The sequence below is a fragment of the Marinomonas profundi genome (genome assembly GCF_020694005.1).
In the GTDB taxonomy this organism is placed as follows: Bacteria; Pseudomonadota; Gammaproteobacteria; order Pseudomonadales; family Marinomonadaceae; genus Marinomonas; species Marinomonas profundi.
Map to the genome: position 1 here is coordinate 3,563,290 of NZ_CP073013.1, position 21,497 is coordinate 3,584,786.

Annotated in this window: 22 protein-coding genes; 4 read left to right on the forward strand and 18 right to left on the reverse strand. The window is 45.2% G+C overall.

What is annotated here, in order from left to right; genetic code table 11:
- Positions 1-11: 11 nt before the first annotated feature.
- The 3 genes from J8N69_RS16655 to J8N69_RS16665 are packed head-to-tail and all read right to left on the reverse strand — an operon-like array spanning position 12 to position 1,707.
- Positions 12-956: a fatty acid synthesis protein gene (locus tag J8N69_RS16655; RefSeq protein WP_168822246.1), complete on the reverse strand. Its 945-nt coding sequence runs from the start codon at positions 954-956 to the stop codon at positions 12-14.
- Positions 957-967: 11 nt separating this feature from the next.
- Entirely contained in the window at positions 968-1,147 is a 180-nt protein-coding gene (gene rpmF, locus J8N69_RS16660; RefSeq protein WP_072839128.1) for a 50S ribosomal protein L32, read from the reverse strand.
- 17 nt (positions 1,148-1,164) lie between these two features.
- A complete protein-coding gene (locus tag J8N69_RS16665) occupies positions 1,165-1,707 on the reverse strand; it encodes a YceD family protein (protein WP_227803919.1) in 543 nt (180 codons plus the stop codon).
- A gap of 127 nt (positions 1,708-1,834) precedes the next feature.
- On the opposite strand from J8N69_RS16665, the gene J8N69_RS16670 reads away from it, so the two are divergent.
- Positions 1,835-2,464: a Maf family protein gene (locus J8N69_RS16670; RefSeq protein ID WP_168822245.1), complete on the forward strand. Its 630-nt coding sequence runs from the start codon at positions 1,835-1,837 to the stop codon at positions 2,462-2,464.
- Here the strand turns inward: J8N69_RS16670 and J8N69_RS16675 are convergent.
- The 9 genes from J8N69_RS16675 to dinG form a co-directional block, all read right to left on the reverse strand.
- Positions 2,461-3,381 carry a patatin-like phospholipase family protein gene (locus tag J8N69_RS16675; protein ID WP_168822244.1) on the reverse strand — a complete coding sequence of 307 codons (921 nt, stop codon included), beginning with the start codon at positions 3,379-3,381 and terminating at the stop codon, positions 2,461-2,463. The two genes, J8N69_RS16670 and J8N69_RS16675, sit on opposite strands and share 4 nt — an antisense overlap.
- A 9-nt stretch (positions 3,382-3,390) precedes the next feature.
- Positions 3,391-4,188, reverse strand: a complete 798-nt coding sequence (locus J8N69_RS16680; protein ID WP_168822243.1) for a DUF4892 domain-containing protein — start codon at positions 4,186-4,188, stop codon at positions 3,391-3,393.
- 42 nt (positions 4,189-4,230) lie between these two features.
- Positions 4,231-5,094 carry an alpha/beta hydrolase gene (locus J8N69_RS16685; RefSeq protein WP_168822242.1) on the reverse strand — a complete coding sequence of 288 codons (864 nt, stop codon included), beginning with the start codon at positions 5,092-5,094 and terminating at the stop codon, positions 4,231-4,233.
- Positions 5,095-5,134: 40 nt separating this feature from the next.
- Complete coding sequence (sixA, locus tag J8N69_RS16690; RefSeq protein ID WP_168822241.1) at positions 5,135-5,614, reverse strand: phosphohistidine phosphatase SixA; 480 nt, start codon at positions 5,612-5,614, stop codon at positions 5,135-5,137.
- Positions 5,601-5,885 carry a DUF4389 domain-containing protein gene (locus J8N69_RS16695; protein WP_168822240.1) on the reverse strand — a complete coding sequence of 95 codons (285 nt, stop codon included), beginning with the start codon at positions 5,883-5,885 and terminating at the stop codon, positions 5,601-5,603. Before J8N69_RS16695 ends, sixA begins: the two co-directional genes overlap by 14 nt.
- Entirely contained in the window at positions 5,878-6,906 is a 1,029-nt protein-coding gene (locus tag J8N69_RS16700; RefSeq protein WP_168822239.1) for an NAD(P)H-dependent glycerol-3-phosphate dehydrogenase, read from the reverse strand. The genes J8N69_RS16695 and J8N69_RS16700 overlap by 8 nt, the downstream gene beginning before the upstream one ends.
- A 51-nt stretch (positions 6,907-6,957) precedes the next feature.
- Positions 6,958-8,379 (reverse strand): protein adenylyltransferase SelO, encoded by a 1,422-nt coding sequence (locus tag J8N69_RS16705; protein WP_168822238.1) that lies wholly within the window; start codon positions 8,377-8,379, stop codon positions 6,958-6,960.
- Positions 8,380-8,543: 164 nt separating this feature from the next.
- Positions 8,544-9,911, reverse strand: a complete 1,368-nt coding sequence (locus J8N69_RS16710; RefSeq protein ID WP_168822237.1) for a DEAD/DEAH box helicase — start codon at positions 9,909-9,911, stop codon at positions 8,544-8,546.
- 111 nt (positions 9,912-10,022) lie between these two features.
- On the reverse strand, positions 10,023-12,143 hold the full coding sequence (gene dinG / locus J8N69_RS16715) for an ATP-dependent DNA helicase DinG (RefSeq protein WP_168822236.1): 2,121 nt from the start codon (positions 12,141-12,143) through the stop codon (positions 10,023-10,025).
- 69 nt (positions 12,144-12,212) lie between these two features.
- Here dinG and lexA point away from each other — a divergent pair, with 69 nt between their 5' ends.
- The gene (gene lexA, locus J8N69_RS16720) at positions 12,213-12,836 is read left to right on the forward strand and encodes a transcriptional repressor LexA (protein ID WP_168822235.1); all 624 of its coding nucleotides are present in this window, start codon (positions 12,213-12,215) and stop codon (positions 12,834-12,836) included.
- 129 nt (positions 12,837-12,965) lie between these two features.
- Here the strand turns inward: lexA and J8N69_RS16725 are convergent, their stop codons facing one another.
- Genes J8N69_RS16725 through topA form a run of 3 tightly spaced genes read right to left on the reverse strand, consistent with a single transcriptional unit; the run spans position 12,966 to position 16,329 of the window.
- Positions 12,966-13,232, reverse strand: a complete 267-nt coding sequence (locus tag J8N69_RS16725) for a hypothetical protein (protein WP_168822234.1) — start codon at positions 13,230-13,232, stop codon at positions 12,966-12,968.
- A gap of 2 nt (positions 13,233-13,234) precedes the next feature.
- Complete coding sequence (locus J8N69_RS16730) at positions 13,235-13,705, reverse strand: DUF6586 family protein (RefSeq protein ID WP_168822233.1); 471 nt, start codon at positions 13,703-13,705, stop codon at positions 13,235-13,237.
- A complete protein-coding gene (gene topA / locus J8N69_RS16735; protein ID WP_168822232.1) occupies positions 13,702-16,329 on the reverse strand; it encodes a type I DNA topoisomerase in 2,628 nt (875 codons plus the stop codon). The genes J8N69_RS16730 and topA overlap by 4 nt, the downstream gene beginning before the upstream one ends.
- A gap of 189 nt (positions 16,330-16,518) precedes the next feature.
- Between topA and J8N69_RS16740 the strand changes: the two genes are divergently transcribed.
- On the forward strand, positions 16,519-17,277 hold the full coding sequence (locus J8N69_RS16740; RefSeq protein WP_168822231.1) for a DNA topoisomerase I: 759 nt from the start codon (positions 16,519-16,521) through the stop codon (positions 17,275-17,277).
- A 7-nt stretch (positions 17,278-17,284) separates the two neighbouring features.
- On the opposite strand, the gene J8N69_RS16745 is transcribed toward J8N69_RS16740, so the two are convergent.
- Complete coding sequence (locus tag J8N69_RS16745) at positions 17,285-17,776, reverse strand: hypothetical protein (protein ID WP_168822230.1); 492 nt, start codon at positions 17,774-17,776, stop codon at positions 17,285-17,287.
- Between the two features lie 63 nt (positions 17,777-17,839).
- On the opposite strand from J8N69_RS16745, the gene J8N69_RS16750 reads away from it, so the two are divergent.
- Positions 17,840-18,280, forward strand: a complete 441-nt coding sequence (locus tag J8N69_RS16750; protein WP_168822229.1) for a universal stress protein — start codon at positions 17,840-17,842, stop codon at positions 18,278-18,280.
- 76 nt (positions 18,281-18,356) lie between these two features.
- Here the strand turns inward: J8N69_RS16750 and cysS are convergent, their stop codons facing one another.
- Complete coding sequence (gene cysS / locus J8N69_RS16755; protein ID WP_168822228.1) at positions 18,357-19,739, reverse strand: cysteine--tRNA ligase; 1,383 nt, start codon at positions 19,737-19,739, stop codon at positions 18,357-18,359.
- A 4-nt stretch (positions 19,740-19,743) separates the two neighbouring features.
- Positions 19,744-21,417, reverse strand: coding sequence for a glutamine--tRNA ligase/YqeY domain fusion protein (locus tag J8N69_RS16760; protein ID WP_168822227.1), 1,674 nt, complete (start codon positions 21,415-21,417; stop codon positions 19,744-19,746).
- Between the last annotated feature and the right edge of the window lie 80 nt (positions 21,418-21,497).

Here is a 21,497-nt window from a genome sequence, read left to right on the forward strand (position 1 = left end):
TACTCTCCTGACTATAAAGCTTCATTACAAAGTCGCGCTTCTATTGCAGAATACAAATCTGCCCGCGCAATATCAATTCCATACTCAATTGCACCAATCATAGCAGACAAATCTGAACAACCATGACCTTTTACCAAATTGCCACGCACGCCAACTAGGCAAGCGCCATGCCTGCGTTCAGTTTGGTAAAACGTCTCAAACAAAGATGATGCGCCGTCCACGGCTTTAAATTTACTCATCATAAAAGACAGCAGCCCTTCTGATGCTTTTAACACCGCATTGCCGACCATGCCATCACACACAATGACGTTTTTATCGCCATCGAATAATTCCGTTCCTTCGGCATAACCACAATACTCAGGCCATTTTTTACTGGCCAAAAGTCGATCCGTCTCTCGAATAACGGCACTGCCTTTCGAGCTTTCGACACCTACATTTAACAACCCAACCCTGGGTGGTTCAACACTCAGCGCCTCAATATAGGCCGCACCCAGTTCTGCAAAACCCACCAACATTGACGGCGGACAATGTACATTCGCCCCTAAATCCACCAAACAACGCAACGGGTTAGAGTAAAGCTCTCTAATCAATGCCGGATAAAGCTTAGGCCGTAACACCCCTAAAATATGGCGCGCCAATGCAACCATAGCCCCCGTATTCCCCAAGGTAACAACCACATCCGATGACCGCTGAGCCAATGCATTTAAAGACTGATAAAGCGTGCTGTTACGACGGCGAAATAAAGACAAAACAATCTCTTCATCTCCATTAATGACATCAGAGCAAGTAATCAGAGATAAACGTTCATGAGGCGCAGGAAGTTCCAAACCGGAATGAGGAGAGTAATAAAGGGTGATGATGACATCTTGATGGCGAGAAAGAATCTCCACTGCACCGTCAAATGCAATGCGGGGACCTAAGTCCCCGCCCATAGCGTCTAAAGCTACCCTGATCATGGGTATCTTAGTTACTCACCTTTAGGGGTGATAACTTGACGACCACGGTAAAAACCATCTGCAGAAATGTGGTGACGACGGTGAAGTTCACCAGTCGTCTTTTCTACAGAAAGAGTTGGACCAGTCAAAGCATCGTGTGAACGACGCTGGCCGCGACGTGAACGAGTAACTTTACTTTTTTGTACTGCCATTTTTGGAGCTCCTAACTTTACTTGGCCTTTAATTGGGCCAATATACTAAATGGATTCGGTTTTTCGTCATCCGGTGCGTCATCGGTAGACGAGGCATACTTTACAGCTGTTGGGTTGCAACCACTTTCTTCGTGATAGGCGACAATTGGTAAGGCAAGTATAATTTCTTGCTCGACCATATCTGCCAGAATTACTTCACCATCGGTCATGACAACAGGATCGTAATCGGCCGGTAGATTTTTTGCATGGTCTTCGTCATAAACGAATCCCAGCGACAAATCTAACGCCAAATCATGTGCAACAGCCCCCATACAACGCTGACAAACAACTTGTACTTGAGCGGTTAATGATCCGGTAGCAATATAACGCCTATCCTCATCAACTCTAAAGTCTAGATGAATAAAAGCATTACCCTCATCAGAGGCTAAGATAGCACAAAGCTCCTTAAATTGATTAAGGGGCACGTACCCTTCGAACGCCGACTCATGGCTGGCGTATTTTCGAGGGTCAAAATATTTAGGTAATGTATCATTCAACATGGCGGGGAATAATATTGCCAAGGGCTCTTATTGTCAAAGTCTAAGTGCGGTTAAACGGGTTTTTTTCACTCTTTTAAAGCATTTCAGTGTAAAAAAAGTAAAATCCCCTGACATTCCATTTTAATTTTCGAAAAGTGACCCAAAAACAATGCAAACACAGCTTATCTTAGGTTCTTCGTCTCCTTATCGAAAAGCGCTATTAGAGCGCCTGAGAATCCCCTTCGAATGCCATTCACCCGACATTGACGAAAGCCCGCTCGCTCAAGAATCCGCTGCAGACTTAGTAAAACGCCTCTCCATCGCCAAAGCCTTCGCCGTTCACCACGAGCGCCTATCAAATAAAAAATCGACTGATGCCATCATTATTGCATCCGACCAAGTCGCCGTTTTAGGCACCAAAATCTTAGGCAAACCGCTCACCGAAAACAACGCCATCAAACAGCTTTCTGAGTTCAGCGGTAAAAAAGTGAGTTTTTTAACTGGCCTCTGTGTGTTCAACCAACAAGATCAAACCTATCAATATCGATTAAATGAATACCACGTGTATTTTAGAACACTAACCGAGCCAGAAATCATCCATTACGTGACCCTAGAGCAGCCTCTCGACTGCGCAGGAAGCTTTAAATGCGAAGGTCTGGGCGTATGCCTGTTTGACAAAATGGAAGGCAGCGACCCAAACAGCTTAATCGGGCTGCCGCTTATTTCGTTATGTCACTTACTGAGAGAGCTAAACATTAACCCTATCAGCACAAAGATCGACAACCCAACACTAAACTAATAGCCCTTGGGAAAAGAGAAATAACTTGAAGATGGGGACTCCAAACCATCGAGCGCTTTCAGCGCAACATCGTAACCAAAATCAATCAGCTCCTTCGCTCGCCAGAACTCGTAAAAGCCAGAAATATCTTTCGGCATCGAAATCAATAAATCTGGTGGGTAGCCAGCCAGCTTGTACTGAGTAAGAGACTCCTGCATGGTTTCAAACATCATGTTAATGGTTTGTAAACGCCCCCAGCTTTCTGGCGAGTATTTAGGTTTTTCTTCTGCATCGTCTTTTTCTTTAGCAAAGAAACCTTTTGTATTTAACCACCAAGCAGGCGCACTAGGACGTTCACCTGAAACATTTTCTAACACGCCTTCTGCTGGACCATTTAGATCCACTGCAATAATGTAATCCGCCCCCGCTGGCACAGAAGGAATAATAGGCAAAGGGTTCAAAACACCGCCATCAACGTACATCCGACCATTTAATGACACGGGCGACACAATAGAAGGGATCGCAGAAGAAGCACGCATCGCGCTAATCAAGTCGCCACGCTGAAACCAGAACTCTTTCTGATTCAACAGATCCACCGCAACGGAGGTATAATCAATAGGCAAAGACTCAATAGCAGGTTCCCCTATCATGCCTTGGATCTTCTCGAAAAAACGATCGCCTTTAATATAGCCGCCATTCAACAAGGACATGTCCAATAAGCGAATCACGCTCAGGCGATCAAGCGATTCTGCCCACTCACGATACTCTGGCAGCTTGCCTGCGGCAAAAACGCCACCGACAATGGCACCAATAGAACAACCAGAAATACTAATAATATCATAACCACGCTCTTCAACAGCCTGAATCACGCCAATATGCGCATGACCGCGCGCCGCGCCGCTGCCCAAGATAAGAGCCACTGTTTTTTTTGTATTCACCGCGACCACCTAAGGACGAACATAAACAAAGGAAATACGCCCAACACCTAGCGACTCACGACCAAGGTCTGCCAAGTTTATAAAGCGCACTCTATCCTTAAGCTGATCGCCCAAGCCGGCAGAAATCGTTGAAATAAGTTGATCCCCAGCTTCTATTGCGTTCAAGGCGTTCGTTTGCCGACTGGTAACAAAGCCAATGACTTTTTGTCCCGGTGACAAATCATTTATAAAGCGACGTATTCGAGGGGTATCCTGCGCATCCATCTGAGCAGTAATATTTGCTTCGCTCCCTCTGGCTTCTGCTGATTTCACTTCATCCATACGCACCATAACATCGCCTGCACCACGGCGATTGATGTAAAGAATTCGATAGACATCCTGATCGTTTTTCACCACCAATAAGTATTGATTCTGATCTGCGCCATACAAAAGATAATCGCCAAAGAAGTTATTCGCCCACGCATTACTACTGCCGCAACTACGGCTATCGCATTGAAATAAAACGCGATAGCCATTATTCAGTATTCGCGTCTCATAATGAGAATAGACATCAGGCAAAAGCGCATTACGATCAATTTTGTAAAGCGTACTGATGTAATCCCCCTGAATGCGCACAACCGATTCAGGCTCCCAACCTCGACCTGCTCGCTGAATTTTGCTCAGAGGCACATCAACACCTTGATCCGCCTGAGAGCGACTTTTAACAAGCTGTGCATCTCGATAAGGTTCAATGCTCAACACACTAGCGAAAGACAAGCTGCTTAACAAACAGAGCGAGCAAAGTAATAGTACACGACGCTTTACCATACGATTTTCCTATAATCCCACCCAAATAAGCGGATGACACAATTAGTTTTGATCAATAAATTGCTGGATTTCAGCAGCAACAAGGGCACAACTATCAGGCTCAAGATGAAAATGATGATTACCGTCTAGCCATTTAAGTTTTATCCAAGGAAACTGCGCTGCCCGCTTATCGACCAGCAAACGATTGTCCTGATAGATACCGTTATTCGCCACCAAAGCCAGCGTTGGGCACTTAATTTCTTGAATAAAAGCCTCAACACCCTCTTCATCCATTCGAAAAGGTGAGGGAAAAGTCAATTTGCCGTCATGGCGCCAAACCCAACCACCTTCATCATTTTGCCTAGCACCTCGATCTACTAATATTGTAGACGCCAACCGTGATAACGAGGTAAAACCCTCCATTCTTGCCAACACCATCGCCTCTTTGGTGGGGTAACGGGTGTCTTTCCCTAAACGGTACTTAAGCATTTTATTGACTGAACGCTGTAAATTCACAACGCGTTCGCTTGGCGAGGCACTCAACGGCCCCATATTATCCAACACAATCAAACCGCGAACTTTATCGGGCGCAATGGCCGCCACAAGCATCGCAACCGCGCCCCCCATACTGTGACCAATCAGCCAAACACTTTGCTTGGATTGATTCAAAATAGACACCACATCCAACACATGGTCCCATAGGTGATAAAAACTTCCTGCGGGGCGATGAATGGACAAACCATGACCCGCAAAATCAATCGCGGTATGCGAAAAATTCGCTAAATGCGGCGATAAATTAGAAAAACTCTCGGCGTTGTCTAACCAGCCATGTAATGACAAAATCTTTAATGCTGATGCGTTCTTTGGTAACCACTGCAATCCCGCTATTTCTGTATGCGGCAACTGATAGACAATTTCATTTCCCATAATAACGTTTCTTTATCCATGCTGGTTTCAATTCAGTGACCTATAAAGGGGATAAATGCCATCTAAACTGGCAACAAGCCCCAGCAATAAAATCCCCTTCCACTGCCGCTAACGTCGCAGTGGTCATGGCAAAATTTACCGGCAGGGGTTCATCCACTAAAAAATCAATAAATTGATGGGCAAAAGGCTGATGAGTCACCAATAAAATTGACTCATAAGGCTGCTCACTTAACCAAAGAGCCACCTCCATCTCGCGACCATTTGGCGTAATCAAAGAGCATTCTTTCACTTCAACAGACACATCAAGGTCCGCTAGAAAAACTTTCGCCGTCTGCTGAGCACGAATATAAGGACTCACCATCACCACATCGAACCTTTCCGACTTGGCCTTAAATGCCTGAGCAACCACCTTCACCTCGGCCACACCCAATTCGGTTAGCTCTCGACGTTCATCTTGATCATAGCCATAAGGCTGAGCATTGCCATGACGTAAGACATAAAGACGTTTACGCTTCTTCATCCACACTCACCTGAGGCCAAGGCTGAAACGGAAAGGGTTTTTCTTCGGTTTTATAGGCTAAAAAGGCAAAGATTTGACCAATAAAAGCCGTCACGCCTTGCAGCCAATTAGACAAGGTAACAGGCTCATGCTTTGAACCGAGCTTCACTAAACTTACCAAAACGAGCAAAAAACCAAACACAGTCACGGCAATGTTTAATACCACCCAATACAGCAGCATAAAAATCACGCGAAACCAAAATCCTTGATCCGCATACCCTGGTTTAGACATTATTATTCTCCTCATTTGTCGCAAATTCGACATCCCATTTTTGCTCACCCGTCATCATTGAACCAATCAACGATTCCAGCGTGGCGTTTTCAAACAATAATTTAGACAAACCTTCAGCAAGCGGCATATACAAACCATGCTTATGAGCCTCATCCACCACCATTTTCAAGGTATTCACACCTTCAGCCACCTCGCCAATGCCCCCCACTGCATCTTCTAGATTCTCCCCGGAACCAATGGCAAACCCCACGCGATAATTGCGACTCAAAGGCGAAGTGCAAGTCGCAATTAAGTCTCCCATCCCAGCAAGCCCTAAAAACGTCATTGGGTTTGCACCAAAGTGCACCGCAAATCGGCTCATTTCTGCCAAGCTACGGGTCAATATCATTGCCATCGTGTTTTCACCCACCTTTAAGGCTTTGGCAAGACCGCATACAATTGCATAAATATTTTTTAACGCACCCGCCAGCTCAACCCCAGCGCTGTCTTTGTTTTCATAGACACGAAAAGTGGGCGACTTTAACAGCTCAATTACCCGCCGACGCACTTGGTCGTCCACACTGGCGATAACCGATCCAGTCATTTGACCTGCGGCAATCTCTTTGGCCAAATTAGGGCCACTCAGCACCCCTATTTTTTGCGTAATAGGGTTTCGACGCAAAATATCACTCATAAGTTCAAAACGATTTGGATTAAATCCCTTAGTGGTGCTGATTAATATTTTATCCGCCGTCAACCAAGGCTCAATTCGCTGCACTACCTGCTCAAACGACTTCGAGGGAATCGAAACAAACACTGTATCGCTGTCGCGTATTGCCTGCTCTAAATTACTCGTCGCTAATAATTCTCGATGCAATGGCGCATTGGGCAAATAGCGACTATTTAATCCCGTCAAGTTGATCTCTTCAACCTGCTCCTCATTGCGCATCCACTGGCTCACTTGATGCCCATTTTTGGCCATAATATTGGCCAAAGCGGTGCCAAAACTGCCACCCCCTAATACACATACCGAATGCTTCATAACGTCTACTTCTCTTCCAAAAATCGCCTAATAAAATCCACATAAATCCCATTAAGACGAACAACTAACTTCTAATGACTTACCCCATTCAGGTGCCCTTTGCGCAAGCAAGTCTGACTCTGGATGCTCATCAAAAGGATGAGTGAGCACATTTAATAAACGACGAAACGGCAAGTAATCTCCTCGCTCTGCGGCTAAAATCGCATCATGAGCCAAATAATTCCGTAATATAAATTTCGGATTCACTGCCAACATAGCAGCACTGATTTGAGACCATGCTAATTCATTTTCAATTCGCACCCGCTCGTAGCGCTCAAGCCAAGTAGACAGCGCCTCTCGATCCACCACTTCATCAAGCAAAAGCGCAAAGTCACCCTGTTCAAAATGACTCAATAAACGAAAAAATACGCTGTAATCCATTTTTTCGGTCGCCAATAGAGTCAGCAACGACGGCAACAATTCATCCACCTGTTGCACCGAATTCAAGCCCATTTTTTTCATCATCAAGGCGTCATAATGAGTTTGCAACTCTGGCTCGTAACATTGCAAAATAGCAATCAGCTGATCTCTTTCAAGGTGTTTCGAAAAACACCGCATTAAGCAATTCAAATTCCACAAGCCAACCCCTGGCTGCCGAGAAAACGCATAGCGACCCTCATGATCTGAATGGTTGCAAACCCAATTTGGCTCATAGTCTTCCATAAAGCCATAGGGCCCATAATCGATCGTTTCACCGCTAAAAGAAAAATTATCTGTATTCATCACGCCATGCTGAAAACCGACCGACTGCCATTTGGCAATCATTCGAGCCGTACGCTTTACCACTTCCATCAGCATGCTTTCTAGTGGTGATTCTGTGTGCAAACAATCTGGGTAATAATGCTCTAGACAATAATCGATAAGCTGATCAAGCTCTGCCTGTTTGCCCTGATAAAAAAAGTACTCAAAGTGACCAAATCGAATATGCCCTTGCGCCGTCCGTAATAACATAGCGCCCGCTTCAGGCGTTTCTCGATACACCGCCTCACGGCTATCGTAAAGCGCCAGTGCGCGAGAAGAAGGCACCGACAAAGCATGCATTGCTTCACTGGCTAAATATTCTCGAATACAAGAGCGTAACACCGCACGACCATCGCCACGGCGTGAGTACGGCGTTGGGCCAGCGCCCTTCATATGCAAATCATACAATAAGCCATCTTGACCACGAACCTCGCCCAACAACACACCGCGACCATCACCCAACTGAGCAGAAAAACCACCAAATTGATGACCTGCATAAACCATACTCAGGCTAGAAGGCACAAGGTCTTCACCGCTTAATAGGCGTTTTGTTGGAGGGGATTTAATATCGATAGACAGAAAAGTCGCGAGCGATGGGTTAAATTCAACCAAGCGCTGCTGATGAAGTGGCTGGATCTGAGTTTTCGAAGAAAACTCAGATCCCAAGTTTGCAAAGTAGTGTTGTAAATTCATCTTGTCTCACTAAAAGTAAGCGAGACCTTTATGAGATGTCACAAAGGCAGCCAAGGCAACAAAATAAGAAAGCCGAACTTATAACGTATAAATGAGCACTCTTACTCTATGTTCAACACCATATTGGCCAGCCTAGTCGTCACATAAAGGTCTCTAAGCGATGTTTATCGAGACGTATCAACCATATATTCACAGCGAATACTTTCGCCGACGACTCGTTCAATTTCTGGGATCATAAAGGCATCGTCTTCGCTGGCGAAACTGACTGATTTACCCATTTCGCCGCCACGACCCGTACGACCAATGCGATGCACATAATCCTCAGGGTCTTCTGGTAATGAATAATTGACAACTAACTCTACATTATCGACGTGAATACCACGCCCTGCCACATCGGTTGCAACCAACACTTGAATAATGCCTTCTTTAAAATTATTCAAGGTTTTCACTCGCTTATCTTGCGCCACTTCACCCGACAAAATTGCACAATTAATATTCGCCTTACGCAAACGCTCATACAAATCACGCGTTTCATCACGGCGGTTAGCAAAAATAATTGTGCGTTGACCACCATTTTCATTAATCAACTGTTTTAATACCGGCCATTTCTGATCGGCTTCAACGGTATAAATCACCTGATCAATGTTCTGATTGGTCGCTTCTTTTGGCACCACAGACACTTCTTTAGGGCAATAGGTCCACTGCTGTGCAAGCGCTTGAATATCTTTTGGGAAAGTCGCGCTAAACAACATGGTTTGTCTTAGTTCTTTGTGCGGCGTCATGCGGATAATACTTTTCACATCCGGAATAAACCCCATTGACAGCATGCGATCGGCCTCATCCAGCACCAAACACTCTACTTTACCCAATTGCACCTTGCGACTGCGAGCAAAGTCCAACAAACGCCCTGGTGTTGCCACCAAAATATCCACATTTTCGGTTTCTAAAGCGATTTTTTGTTTTTCATAACTTAAACCACCGACCAAAGTAACCACATTCAAATGGCAGTTTGAAGTAAGCTTAATCGCTTCATCAGCAATCTGTATTGCCAATTCACGAGTCGGGGCGATAATCAAACCACGCGCAAAATTGTTCGCGCGCTTTTCTTCAAGAGGGTAATCCAGAAAATCACTGATCATCGCGATCAAAAAAGCCGCGGTTTTTCCCGTGCCCGTCTGTGCTTGTCCAATAATGTCATAACCAAGCAAGGTCATCGGCAAGGTTTCAGCTTGAATTTCACTACAGTATTCAAATCCCATTTCAGCAATGGACTTGATCACTCGATCAGGAAGGTTTAAATCATGAAAACGCAACTTACCTTCTACTTCAGCAACCGGAAAATCGTCTATAGACCAAATTTTAGCGTTTGTATTCCCAGCAGGCTTTGTCTCATTGCTATCATTGCTGGTTGGCGTATCCGCTTGGGCACTTACTGGGCTGTCATCATTATTTCTTGGGCGCTTATTAGGGCGACGAGTACGCTTAGGTTTTGCGGTGGTTTCTGCTTGTGCTTCTTGAGTTTGGTTTTCCATATTGGAATCTATACGCTTCTATTGTGTTATAAGGTTAATAATCTTCGCAAGAGTGTACCTAATTGATCAGGTTTTATCACCTCTTGCTTCTAGTTTGTTAAACGAACTTTATCAGTATCGGTAAGGCGGCAAGCTGCTAATTAGCTGCGGACCATAGCGCTTGGTTCGTAAACGCTTATCCAATATATGAATCTCGCCAGAATCTTGCTCACTTCTGAGCAATCGCCCTGTTGCCTGCACTAAACGCAAAGAGGCGTCTGGTATGGTGATTTCCATAAAAGGGTTACCGCCACGTTTTTGTATCCATTCCGCCAGGGTTGCCTCAACGGGATCATCTGGCACAGCAAAAGGAATTTTGGCAATGTACACGCAGGTCAAATACTCTCCCGGCAAATCAACCCCCTCTGCGAAGCTAGCAAGCCCCAGCAACAAGCTGCCTTTACCCTCATCAATACGTGCTTTATGTGAATCCAAAATCACCCGCTTAGATTGCTCTCCTTGCATCAGCAAAATTTCCTGCAACCCAGCAGATAAAGATTGCGCCACCTCTTCCATTTGGCGACGTGAAGAAAACAACACCAAGCTGCCTTTTGCCGCCTTCACGTTTTTATCTAAATAGGCAACAATCTCAGCGGTGTGCTGTTCCACCCGACCGGGCTCATGCTGCATATTTGGCACCACCAAAAGACCATTTTTTTGAAAATCAAATGGGCTCATGACACGTAAATATTCACTCTCTCTCGGCACACCAGAACGCATATTAAAACGATGAAACTGATTCAAAGCGGTTAAAGTGGCCGACGTAACGACCGCCCCAAAACATTTGTCCCACAGCTGTTGCTTTAATGTATTGGCGGCCAAGATAGGAGAACCGCCTAGCTCGATATCTTGCTCCATTCCTTGGCCAGATAACACCAACCAACGGGCATTAGGCGGAAAATTTTGGTCATCAACCGCAGAATACAAGCGCCACAACCCTATACATTGCTCTAAACGACCAAGAATAACCCCCAAAATAGGCTGCCAGATTTCGGCGGTTTCAGGCGTGACACCCATGCCTTCATTTTGCTTGGTCTTTTTGCATTCATCTTGGATATTTTCAATACTGTTAAACAACTTTTGATAGGACGTTTGCAAGCTGTAAGCTAATTGGCGCAATTCATCAGGAATCTGACCAAATACAAAACGATGTTGGTTATTGTCTTGATCCAGCCCTAAACCTTGAATATAAGGAGCCAAACCTTGTTGAGCATATTGAATAAAATTCACAACACTCTGTATTTGCTGCGGGATTTTTAACAATAAATTCCCCGTCAAACTCACCTCACTCGTCAACTCTTGCTTAAGGTTGACTAAGTTTTTTTCCAGCTGACGAAGCCAAGTGATGCTTTGCTGCAAACGCACTTCATGTCGAAAGTGGCCAATCGCCTTGTCAGGCAGGTGATGGCCTTCATCAAACACATAAATAGTGTCTTTTGGTGGCGTCAAAATAGCGCCACCGCCTAATGACAAGTCTGCCAACACCAAGTCGTGGTTGGCCACAATGACATCGGCGACTTCTATCTCTGCCCGCGCTTTAAAGAACGGACAAGCTGAATAATTCGCACAATTACGATTGGTGCATTGCTGATGATCCGTGGTTAAGCGCCGCCAGTCTTGGTCACGGACGATGCCAGCCCAATTGTCTTTGTCGCCATCCCAGTCGCCTTTTTGCAAGGCGGCATCCATCTCTTGGTAAAGCACGGTATTAACATCGTCTGAATGGAGGTGCTGCTCAAAAAGGCCCGCAAACATGTCATCCATGGCTTGCTCTTCAGAATTCAAAAAACCCTCAAGATTATTCAAACACAGGTAACGCCCTCGCCCTTTAGCAAGCGTGTACTTAAAAACCAGATCGGTATGCTCAAGCAGGTCTGGCAACTCTTTGTGCAGAATCTGCTCTTGCAAAGCAACGGTTGCAGTAGAAATGATTAATTTCAAGCCTCGCGCTTTCGCAATGGGAATGGCAGCAAGACAATACGACAAGGTTTTGCCCGTGCCGGTACCGGCTTCAATCACGGCAACGTGTTTTTCATCCAGTCGCTCACCTTCTGAGCCTTGTTTAATATTTCCCAAGGTGCGTGCAATCGCACCAATCATCTGGCGCTGCCCAGCCCTTGGTTTATGGGACTTCGCCTCCAAAGAGGCTCGGTATGCAAGTTGAATTTGTGTTTTTAGTTCGTCTGAAAGCATTTATATCATTGAGTATCGTTAAGAATGCTGTATATAATAACAGTTACTGTATAAACAACCAGATGCCCTATGATTAAATTGACCAAAAGACAATCTGACGTACTAGAAACCATTCGCGAATTTATCAGTGAAACTGGTTTTCCACCTACGAGAGCAGAAATAGCCCGTCGACTAGGATTTAAATCCCCTAATGCGGCCGAAGAACATCTCAAAGCCTTGTGTAAAAAAGGCGCAATAGAGATGCTGTCTGGCGCCTCACGAGGAATACGCTTAGTTGACCGTGCATCCAATGATGAAGCCAAAGAAGACCTTGGCCTACCTGTCATCGGCAAAGTGGCAGCAGGGTACCCTATTTTGGCGCAAGAGAACATTGCTTCTCACGTGAACATACCCGCCAATATGTTTTCTCCTCAAGCCGACTACTTTCTGTCCGTATCAGGCACCAGCATGAAAGACATTGGCATTATGGAGGGGGATTTGCTGGCCGTACACAAAACCACTGAGGTTCGTAATGGGCAAATTGTTGTCGCCCGCATTGGCGATGAAGTAACGGTTAAACGCTTCGAACAGAATGGCCATATTGTCCGCCTTATTCCAGCAAATGAAGCATTCAACGACATCATCGTCGACCTTGAAAGCGAAGATTTTGCCATTGAAGGCTTATCCGTTGGGGTTATTCGACAAGGTCTTTGAGTTCTATGTTTTTGAGCTCGATCATCAAGACAAACGTCAAAACCAACAAGCAAAATCACCAATAAAAAAGCGAAGCCTAAGCGTCGCTTTTTTATTGGTCATTAATTCCACGCCACAAAACCCACAAAATTAATGCAAGATTTTAGGACGAAACTCTTCTTCATCAAGATACTCTGAGTCTTCATCAAAAAACGAATCGTCTGAGTAAACAAAATCAACCCCGGCATGGAACATGCATTTTGCTAATTCAAAATAGCGATCTTTTAAATAAGATCGGGTATCATTTGGAATCTGCAATATTGCCAACGGAACGGTTTCCTCACCATTTTCACTGGCTGGACGCAGCACAATATCGCCGTTATCCAGCTCAACAATCTCTAGGTAGGACTCTTTCATATTCAATACTCTGATGACTCTTCTCTAAAACGTAATACCAATTCGATCAGTTTCGCCAAATACAAACTCACCGATGCGCCAGCATCACTGCCACGACCAATCAGGTTATCGCCTTGAACGACTGATGAGGCGGAAGCTCGACATTCAAACTGCACCAAATAAGCCTGATTCAACTGAAAACACCAAGAATCAGAGCGCGAAAGCAAGTCCGCCAATTCGGTTAATACTGGAATCATTATCTGTTTTTTTTCAGCTTCAAGCAGCAAGTTAGCGACATCCAGAGAGCCAGACAGCGAATAAGCCGTCGACACTTCTTTCAACAAGCCATTTAACGCACTTCTTAATTGAAAAATAGCCGAACTTTCCAGCCCAACGTTTAACCATGCCTCGCCACTCTCTTGACTCTGCTGAATAAAACGCCTTGCCGTATCCAGCTTTTGATTGGTCAAACTCGCCAAGGTGACGCCGCTCATTTTTTCTTACCCTCTTCGATCACCCACTTAGAACCAACATAAAACGCCTTCCAGCCCGTTGGTTTGCCTTCTTCTTCCGTCATGACATACTGCTCTTTTGTCTTACGGCTGTAGCGAATAATAGCGGGGCGCCCTTCAGCATCTTTCCTGGGCGCTTTCGCAAAAAAGTGATACTTAGGATCGATTTGATCCATATAAGGCAATAACTCTTCCACCAAGGGCGCACGAGTTTCCCGTTTACGCGGGAATTGACTGGCCGCCAAGAACAAACCAGTGGCACCATCTCGAAGCACATAGTGGTCTTCTACTTTTTGACACGCCAGATCAGGCATAGGCACAGGATCCATTTTTGGCGGCGCGGCTTCACCACTTTTCAGCAGTTTACGGGTGTTTTTACAGTCATCGCTGGTACAACCGAAATACTTACCAAAACGACCTGTTTTGAGCTGCATTTCAGAGCCACACTTATCACATTCAAGCGTCGGACCGTCGTAGCCTTTAATCTTAAACGCACCCGCTTCCACTTCGTAACCAGAGCAAGCCGGATTATTACCACAAACATGCAGTTTGCGGTGCTCATCCATCAAGTAGCTGTCCATAGCCGAGCCACAGATTTTACAGCGATGCTTATTGATGAGCGCTTTAGATTCGCCCTCTTCATCGTCTACCGCAACCACTTCATCGCCACGAACAAGGTTAATCGTTGCTTTACAACGCTCTTTCGGTGGCAGCACATAACCAGAACAAGACATAAAGACGCCCGTACTGGCGGTACGAATCTGCATCGGACGAGAACAGGTTGGACACTCAATGTCTGTCGGTGTGGGCTCATTTAGCATCATGCCGCCATCTGGCGACTCGGCTTTCGCAAGCACGGAGCTGAAATCTTTATAAAACGCATTCAGCGTTTTAATCCAGTCTTTATGGCCTTCCGCAATATCGTCCAATTGCTCTTCCATTTGCGCTGTAAAACTGAAATTCATTAAAGAATTAAAGCTATCAACCAAGCGCTCAGTCACAATATCGCCCATTTTTTCAGCGTAAAAGCGACGATTCTCAACGCGCACATAACCACGATCTTGAATCGTAGAAATGATAGAAGCGTATGTCGACGGACGACCAATGCCGCGCTTCTCAAGTTCTTTAACCAAGCTTGCTTCGCTAAAACGCGCCACAGGTTTGGTGAAATGCTGCTCAGGCAACAACTCTTTAAGATCCAGATATTCTCCTTGCCCTACATCTGGCAAGATATTGTCTTCGCCTTTTTTCGCTACTGTCTGCATGGCGCGAGTGTAACCATCAAAACGCAAAATACGCCCCTTGGCCTTAAACTCATAATCGCCACTGGTCACGGTAATCGTTGTAGAGGTATAGAGCGCCGGAGTCATTTGACACGCCATGAATTGACTACGAATCAAGTCATATAAGCGGTGAGCGTCTTTTTCCATGCCTTGCAAGTCATCCACACGAATACTCACATCCGAAGGTCGGATGGCTTCGTGAGCTTCTTGAGCGCCTTCTTTACTGGTATAGCGAATCGGTTCTTCTGGTATATACGCTTCACCAAAGTTAGAAAGAATATAACCTCTCAACGTTTCTACTGCATCGACACTCAAATTGGTCGAGTCAGTACGCATATACGTTATATAACCACCTTCATATAAACGCTGCGCCAGCATCATGGTTTTCTTAACGCCATAACCCAAACGCGTACTGGCCGCTTGCTGCAGCGTAGAGGTAATAAAAGGCGCCGATGGTTTACTGCTTGTCGGCTTGTCTTCTCGGCTATCAACCAGATATTTGGCACCGGCTAAACGAGCAAGATGCTCGTCAGATTGCGCTTTATTGACAGGACGATATTCTTTGTCTTGATATTTTGCGGCTTCGAACTTGATCACCTCTTTCGATGGCGTCGCCAACATGGCATCCAGTTCCCAGAACTCATCTGGCACAAAAGCACGAATTTCTTTTTCGCGTTCAACGATCAGACGCACCGCAACCGACTGAACTCGACCGGCAGAAAGCCCTCTCGCCACTTTTGACCAAAGCAAAGGCGACACCATAAAGCCAACCACACGATCCAGAAAGCGTCGCGCTTGTTGCGCGTTCACCCGATTCATGTCTAGTTCAGAGGGTGTTTCAAAAGCGGCTTTAATGGCTTTTTTGGTGATTTCGTTAAATACAACGCGTTTATAGCGACTGTCGTCACCCCCAATAGCCTCTCGCAAGTGCCAAGCAATCGCCTCTCCCTCTCTATCCAAATCGGTTGCGAGATAGATGGTGTCAGCGTTTTTGGCTAGCCGCTTCAATTCATCGACGACTTTTTCTTTGCCTGGCAAAATTTCATAGCGTGCTTTCCAGTTACTTTCTGGATCCACACCCATTCTAGAAATTAACTGCTGCCGAGATTTACTACTTTTGTGCTTAAGTTTTTCTTCCGGACTCATTTTACGCGTCAAAGCAGCCTGCTTTGCTCGCTCTTGAGGCGTAGAGGTGGCAGTAGTACCTGTTGGCAAGTCTCGGATGTGTCCTACACTCGATTTGACAACAAAGTCATTGCCTAGGTATTTATTGATGGTTTTCGCCTTTGCTGGCGACTCCACGATAACCAGTGATTTTCCCATTGAACTGTGTAAGCCTTTTATAAAGTAGGTCTGCAAATCCACATTGCACGAAGTTTGATCTCTAGGGGCGCTGATATTAAGCAAACACCTTTTATATGACAAGCGATCCCTGTATTGTTTCACACATTAAATCTTGCGGAACTTAGTATTTCTTATTTAACATACTGAATTCAGCGCTTAAGGACAATCATGGCTACCCTTCAAATATTAACAATTGCATTTTTAATCATCATTGTGCTCTTGTCTGTGGTCATTGGATCACGTGCACACCAAAAAGAAAAAGAAATGACCGAACGCCGTGTTAAACAACTGCAACTGTCCAATCGAGCGGATCGCGTCGAACAGCACATTCGCGGCCTCAAAGACATTAATACGGACCCTATTGCCACTGACGTTCTCTACGACTTCTATCTAGACACACTTCGCGAACTTCTACAATACACAGACGATCCGGAAAAAATCGAAATCCGTATCGCCACCGCAGAAGAAGCAAGAGACAGCGACCCTATTGTATTCAACCCTGAGCCGGAGGCTTTAAGCTTTCAAGAGAAAAGCAATTATAAAGAACGCCTAACAAAACTGGCCAAAATGCTACTGTATCTTCGCCGCAAAGGCAGAATTAGCCATTCTCACTATCAGGCGTGTTATGACTATTTACGCTGGCTAAACCTATGGGTTCAATTAAATCGCCAAATGGTCCAAGCCAATAAAAACTTTTCGAGTGGTGATATGCGCGTCGCTCAAACACTCTATGGCGTCATACTGTCTCATCTTAAATCAGACTCAATAGAACGCCCTGAAAAAAACACCTTAAACACCTTTGTTACCGGTAGAATAAAAGACATTCTATCGCCTAAAATTGCCGCGATGAAGAACAGCGAAAATCCTGAAGAAGCGCTTAGCGAACTACTTCATGACATAGAATCCTCGAAACAAACAGAACCCTAGGCAAACATCACGAAAGCCCTGTCACTCGAATCTCAGCCAACGCAAAAACCAACCTAGACAGCGCCTCCAGCGCCTCTTCATCCGCGGTCTCATGCCAATACAAAAACACGCCCGTTTGGGTGATTTGCACGGCAACAATTAAGCTACCGTATTGTTCCAGTACGGGTTTACACGACTCAGGAAGTGTAAAAAATGCACCAGACCACCAGCCTTCTAACACCGCATGATATTTCCACACCTCATAAGGCAATAACCATATTTTCTTTGGCAAAGACACGACAGGCTTAGGGTAATAATGAGCATAAGCAACGACTTTTTGCTTATTGATTGATTTATCCCACTTGTCAGGCAGATCAATTGATGTAAGCTGCACAGCAAGACCTAATTTTCGAGCATGCATACGTAATGCCATGCGCTGACGTTCTTGCCTAGGCGGCATCACCCATAAGGCCGACCCCATTAAAGACAGTGTAATAAAAATAACAATAAGAGCAGTCATATTTCCATGTCTCTCTAGTTTTCAACTAAAATAAGTTAATCAAGCCAATATTGGAGGTGTTCTATGATGTATAACAGAATTCTACTCGCTGTTGACCTAACCGATGAAAGTATCAAGGTTGCCAATAAAGCCGTCGCGTTGTGCAAAGCAACCGGCGCGGAACTTACCATACTTCACGTCATTGAGTCACTAAACTATGCCTATGGTGGCGATGTCCCTATTGACATCACCGACATACAGGCGCAACTACAGGAAACCGCCAAAGAGAGGATTTCCATACTAGAAGCTCAACTGGATGTCCCCGTTCAAGAGAGCTGCATCACACAAGGTGGAATTGAAAGCGAAATACATCGTATTGCCGAAGAAAAAAGAGTGGATCTTATTGTCGTGGGAAGCCATGGCCGTCACGGCCTTGCTCTGCTATTAGGCTCCACCGCCAATGGCGTACTGCACGGCGCTCCATGCGATGTACTGGCCGTTAAAGTAGTGAAAGACAAAGACTAAAGTTTCATTTCAGGACAGCCATAAAAAAGGCGATGTAATCATCGCCTTTTTAGTATTTTCCAGTCCGTTCATTCGCTTAACGTCTGGTCCAAGTCGTTCCTTCTCGGCTGTCAAGAAGTTCAATACCTTGAGCGGCTAGCTCATCACGAATTTCATCACTGCGAGCAAAGTTTTTGTCTTTGCGCGCTTGTGTTCTTTCGTCGATCAAAGCCTGTATTGCCGCTTCATCCAACCCTTCAGACAGCGTACTGTTTTGCATGAAATATTCTGGATCTTGATACAATAAGCCAAGTAAATCCGCCAAAGAACATAGCTCAGCCGCTAGCGCTGATGCTTTAGTAAGATCGTCTGTTTTCGCTTTATTTAACTCACGCACCAACTCAAACAGCACAGAAACCGCCAGCGCCGTATTGAAGTCGTCTTTCATTGCCTCTTCGAATCGCTCAGTGAAGCCAGTCGGCTCAAATGACTCAGCAATGGCTTGCTGACGCAACGCCGTGTAAAGACGCTCTAGCGCGACTTTGGCGTCCTGCAAACTCTGATCCGAATAATCAATCGCACTGCGATATTGGCTAGACACCATTAAGTAGCGAATGACCTCAGGATTAAACTTCGCCAATACATCACGCACCGTAAAAAAATTACCTAATGACTTAGACATTTTTTCATTGTTGACGCGAACCGCACCACAATGCATCCAATAGTTCACATAGTCTTTGCCTGTCGCCGCTTCTGACTGAGCAATCTCATTTTCATGATGTGGAAATTTAAGATCTGGCCCACCACCATGAATATCGAAATGACTACCAAGGCAATTAGTCGACATGGCGGAACATTCAATATGCCAACCAGGACGACCATCCCCCCAAGGAGAAGGCCAAGACACCTCACCCGCTTTTGCCTGCTTCCACAACACAAAATCCGCTGGATGCTCTTTGGCCACTTCAACATCAATACGCGCGCCAGCCAACATATCTTCAAGCTTACGATTATTTAATTTACCGTAATCTTTAAATTTCGTGGCTCGATAATACACATCACCAGAACTGCCTTGGTAAGCAAAGCCCTTATCGATAAGCACTTGCACCATATCGATAATTTCTTGCATAAACTCAGTGGCTTTAGGTTCACGATCCGGCATTTTATTACCAAGACGTAGCTCATCTTCACGCTGTGCAGCGATCATACGCTCGGTCAAAGACTGAGTTGATTCGTTATTTTCTTCTGCACGTTTGATAATTTTATCGTCAACATCGGTAATGTTGCGCACATAATGCAGCTCGTAACCTAGGTGACGAATAAAACGCGAAATCACATCAAAAGAAATCATCGCACGAGCATGACCAATGTGGCAGTAGTCGTATACCGTGTTACCACAGACGTACATGCCCACTTTGCCTTCCACAATGGGCTTGAAAATTTCTTTCTTACCACTAAGGGTATTGTAAATCTTCAACATGCGCTTAATTTCCTTTTGCTTCGATTTTCGCCCAAGAATCACGTAACGTCACCGTACGGTTAAACACCATACCGTCTTCTTTCAGATCGCGACAAAAGTAACCTTCGCGCTCAAACTGGAAACCTTGGCCTTTTTCAGACACCAGTAAAGACGGCTCCACTTTGGCGTTGGTCAATACCGTCAAAGACTCTGAGTTGATAAAATCTAAGAAGGTTTTGTCTTCATAGTTCGCGTCTGGCGCTTCATTAACGAACAAACGATCATAAAGATTCACCGTGGCGTCCACCGCATGTTTTGCACTTACCCAATGAATAACACCTTTTGGCTTATAATCTTCAGGGTTCACGCCAAGGGTGTTTTCATCGTAGCGACAAAGCAGCTCGACCACGTCACCCGCTGCGTTTTTAATCGCTTGATCACAAGTAATTACGTATCCGCCACGTAGGCGAACCGCGCCATCCAGCGTCAAGCGCTTCCACTTACGCGGTGGTACTTCAGCAAAATCCGCCGCATCGATATACAAGTCTTTGCTAAACGGCACCTCGCGAGTACCCGCTGCTTCGTTTTTCGGATGATTACCCACATTGAAGATTTCTTCTTTGTCTGCTGGGTAATTGGTCAAAGTCACCTTAATAGGGTTAAGCACCACCATGGCACGATTCGCGCTCGCGTCCAAATCTTCGCGAATAGCATGCTCTAGCATACCCACATCGACCACACTATCGGACTTGGTCACACCAATACGGTCACAGAAGTTACGGATAGACAAAGAGGTATAACCACGACGACGCAAGCCAGAAATAGTTGGCATACGCGGATCATCCCAACCATGGACGTGTTTTTCATCCACTAACTGTTTTAGCTTACGTTTACTGGTCACGGTGTAATTCAAGTTCAAACGTGCGAATTCAATTTGCTGCGGATGCGCCGTGTTTAATGTCTCTAACACCCAATCGTACAATGGACGGTGATCTTGAAATTCCAGCGTACAAACAGAATGAGTAATATCTTCCAACGCATCAGACAAGCAATGCGTGAAGTCATACATTGGGTAAACACACCACTTGTCACCTGTTTGATGGTGATGCACATGGCGCACACGATAAATAATCGGATCGCGCATGTTAATGTTTGGGCTGGCCATATCTATCTTGGCACGCAACACCACTTCGCCGTCTTTGTACTTAGCGTTTTTCATGTCCATGAAAATAGCCATGTTTTCTTCAACGCTACGATCACGATATGGGCTGTTTTTGCCTGGCTCTTTCAAGGTGCCGCGGTATTCGCGCATTTGCTCGGCATTGAGTTCACAAGCATACGCCTTGCCTGCCTGAATAAGCTGAACGGCAAAGTCGAATAACTGATCAAAATAGTCAGAGGCAAACTTAGGTTTATCTTTCCACTGAAAACCAAGCCACTCCACATCACGCTTGATAGATTCAATGTATTCAACGCTTTCTTTCTCAGGGTTAGTGTCATCGAAACGTAGATTACATTGACCATTGTAACGCTGTGCCAAGCCAAAATTCAGGCAGATGGATTTAGCATGACCAATGTGTAAATAGCCATTTGGCTCAGGTGGAAAGCGTGTAAGAACCTTACCGCCATGCTTGCCTGATTCGTTATCTTTATCAATGATTTGGGTAATGAAATTACCTGGTTTAGACGTTTCTGACATGTTTGATGTAAGTCCCGATAAGTGTTGGTCTAACAGTATTGTTACTTTGAGGTCTTTGCACGGCAACAGCGTTTGCCACT

Bases quoted from the DNA above. Each gene is read 5' to 3' on its own strand.
- J8N69_RS16655 (WP_168822246.1), bottom strand. From the start codon at position 956: ATGATCAGGGTAGCTTTAGACGCTATGGGCGGGGACTTAGGTCCCCGC.
- rpmF (WP_072839128.1), bottom strand. From the start codon at position 1,147: ATGGCAGTACAAAAAAGTAAAGTTACTCGTTCACGTCGCGGCCAGCGT.
- J8N69_RS16670 (WP_168822245.1), top strand. From the start codon at position 1,835: ATGCAAACACAGCTTATCTTAGGTTCTTCGTCTCCTTATCGAAAAGCG.
- J8N69_RS16680 (WP_168822243.1), bottom strand. From the start codon at position 4,188: ATGGTAAAGCGTCGTGTACTATTACTTTGCTCGCTCTGTTTGTTAAGC.
- J8N69_RS16685 (WP_168822242.1), bottom strand. From the start codon at position 5,094: ATGGGAAATGAAATTGTCTATCAGTTGCCGCATACAGAAATAGCGGGA.
- sixA (WP_168822241.1), bottom strand. From the start codon at position 5,614: ATGAAGAAGCGTAAACGTCTTTATGTCTTACGTCATGGCAATGCTCAG.
- J8N69_RS16695 (WP_168822240.1), bottom strand. From the start codon at position 5,885: ATGTCTAAACCAGGGTATGCGGATCAAGGATTTTGGTTTCGCGTGATT.
- J8N69_RS16700 (WP_168822239.1), bottom strand. From the start codon at position 6,906: ATGAAGCATTCGGTATGTGTATTAGGGGGTGGCAGTTTTGGCACCGCT.
- J8N69_RS16705 (WP_168822238.1), bottom strand. From the start codon at position 8,379: ATGAATTTACAACACTACTTTGCAAACTTGGGATCTGAGTTTTCTTCG.
- J8N69_RS16710 (WP_168822237.1), bottom strand. From the start codon at position 9,911: ATGGAAAACCAAACTCAAGAAGCACAAGCAGAAACCACCGCAAAACCT.
- dinG (WP_168822236.1), bottom strand. From the start codon at position 12,143: ATGCTTTCAGACGAACTAAAAACACAAATTCAACTTGCATACCGAGCC.
- lexA (WP_168822235.1), top strand. From the start codon at position 12,213: ATGATTAAATTGACCAAAAGACAATCTGACGTACTAGAAACCATTCGC.
- J8N69_RS16725 (WP_168822234.1), bottom strand. From the start codon at position 13,232: ATGAAAGAGTCCTACCTAGAGATTGTTGAGCTGGATAACGGCGATATT.
- J8N69_RS16730 (WP_168822233.1), bottom strand. From the start codon at position 13,705: ATGAGCGGCGTCACCTTGGCGAGTTTGACCAATCAAAAGCTGGATACG.
- topA (WP_168822232.1), bottom strand. From the start codon at position 16,329: ATGGGAAAATCACTGGTTATCGTGGAGTCGCCAGCAAAGGCGAAAACC.
- J8N69_RS16740 (WP_168822231.1), top strand. From the start codon at position 16,519: ATGGCTACCCTTCAAATATTAACAATTGCATTTTTAATCATCATTGTG.
- J8N69_RS16745 (WP_168822230.1), bottom strand. From the start codon at position 17,776: ATGACTGCTCTTATTGTTATTTTTATTACACTGTCTTTAATGGGGTCG.
- J8N69_RS16750 (WP_168822229.1), top strand. From the start codon at position 17,840: ATGATGTATAACAGAATTCTACTCGCTGTTGACCTAACCGATGAAAGT.
- cysS (WP_168822228.1), bottom strand. From the start codon at position 19,739: ATGTTGAAGATTTACAATACCCTTAGTGGTAAGAAAGAAATTTTCAAG.
- J8N69_RS16760 (WP_168822227.1), bottom strand. From the start codon at position 21,417: ATGTCAGAAACGTCTAAACCAGGTAATTTCATTACCCAAATCATTGAT.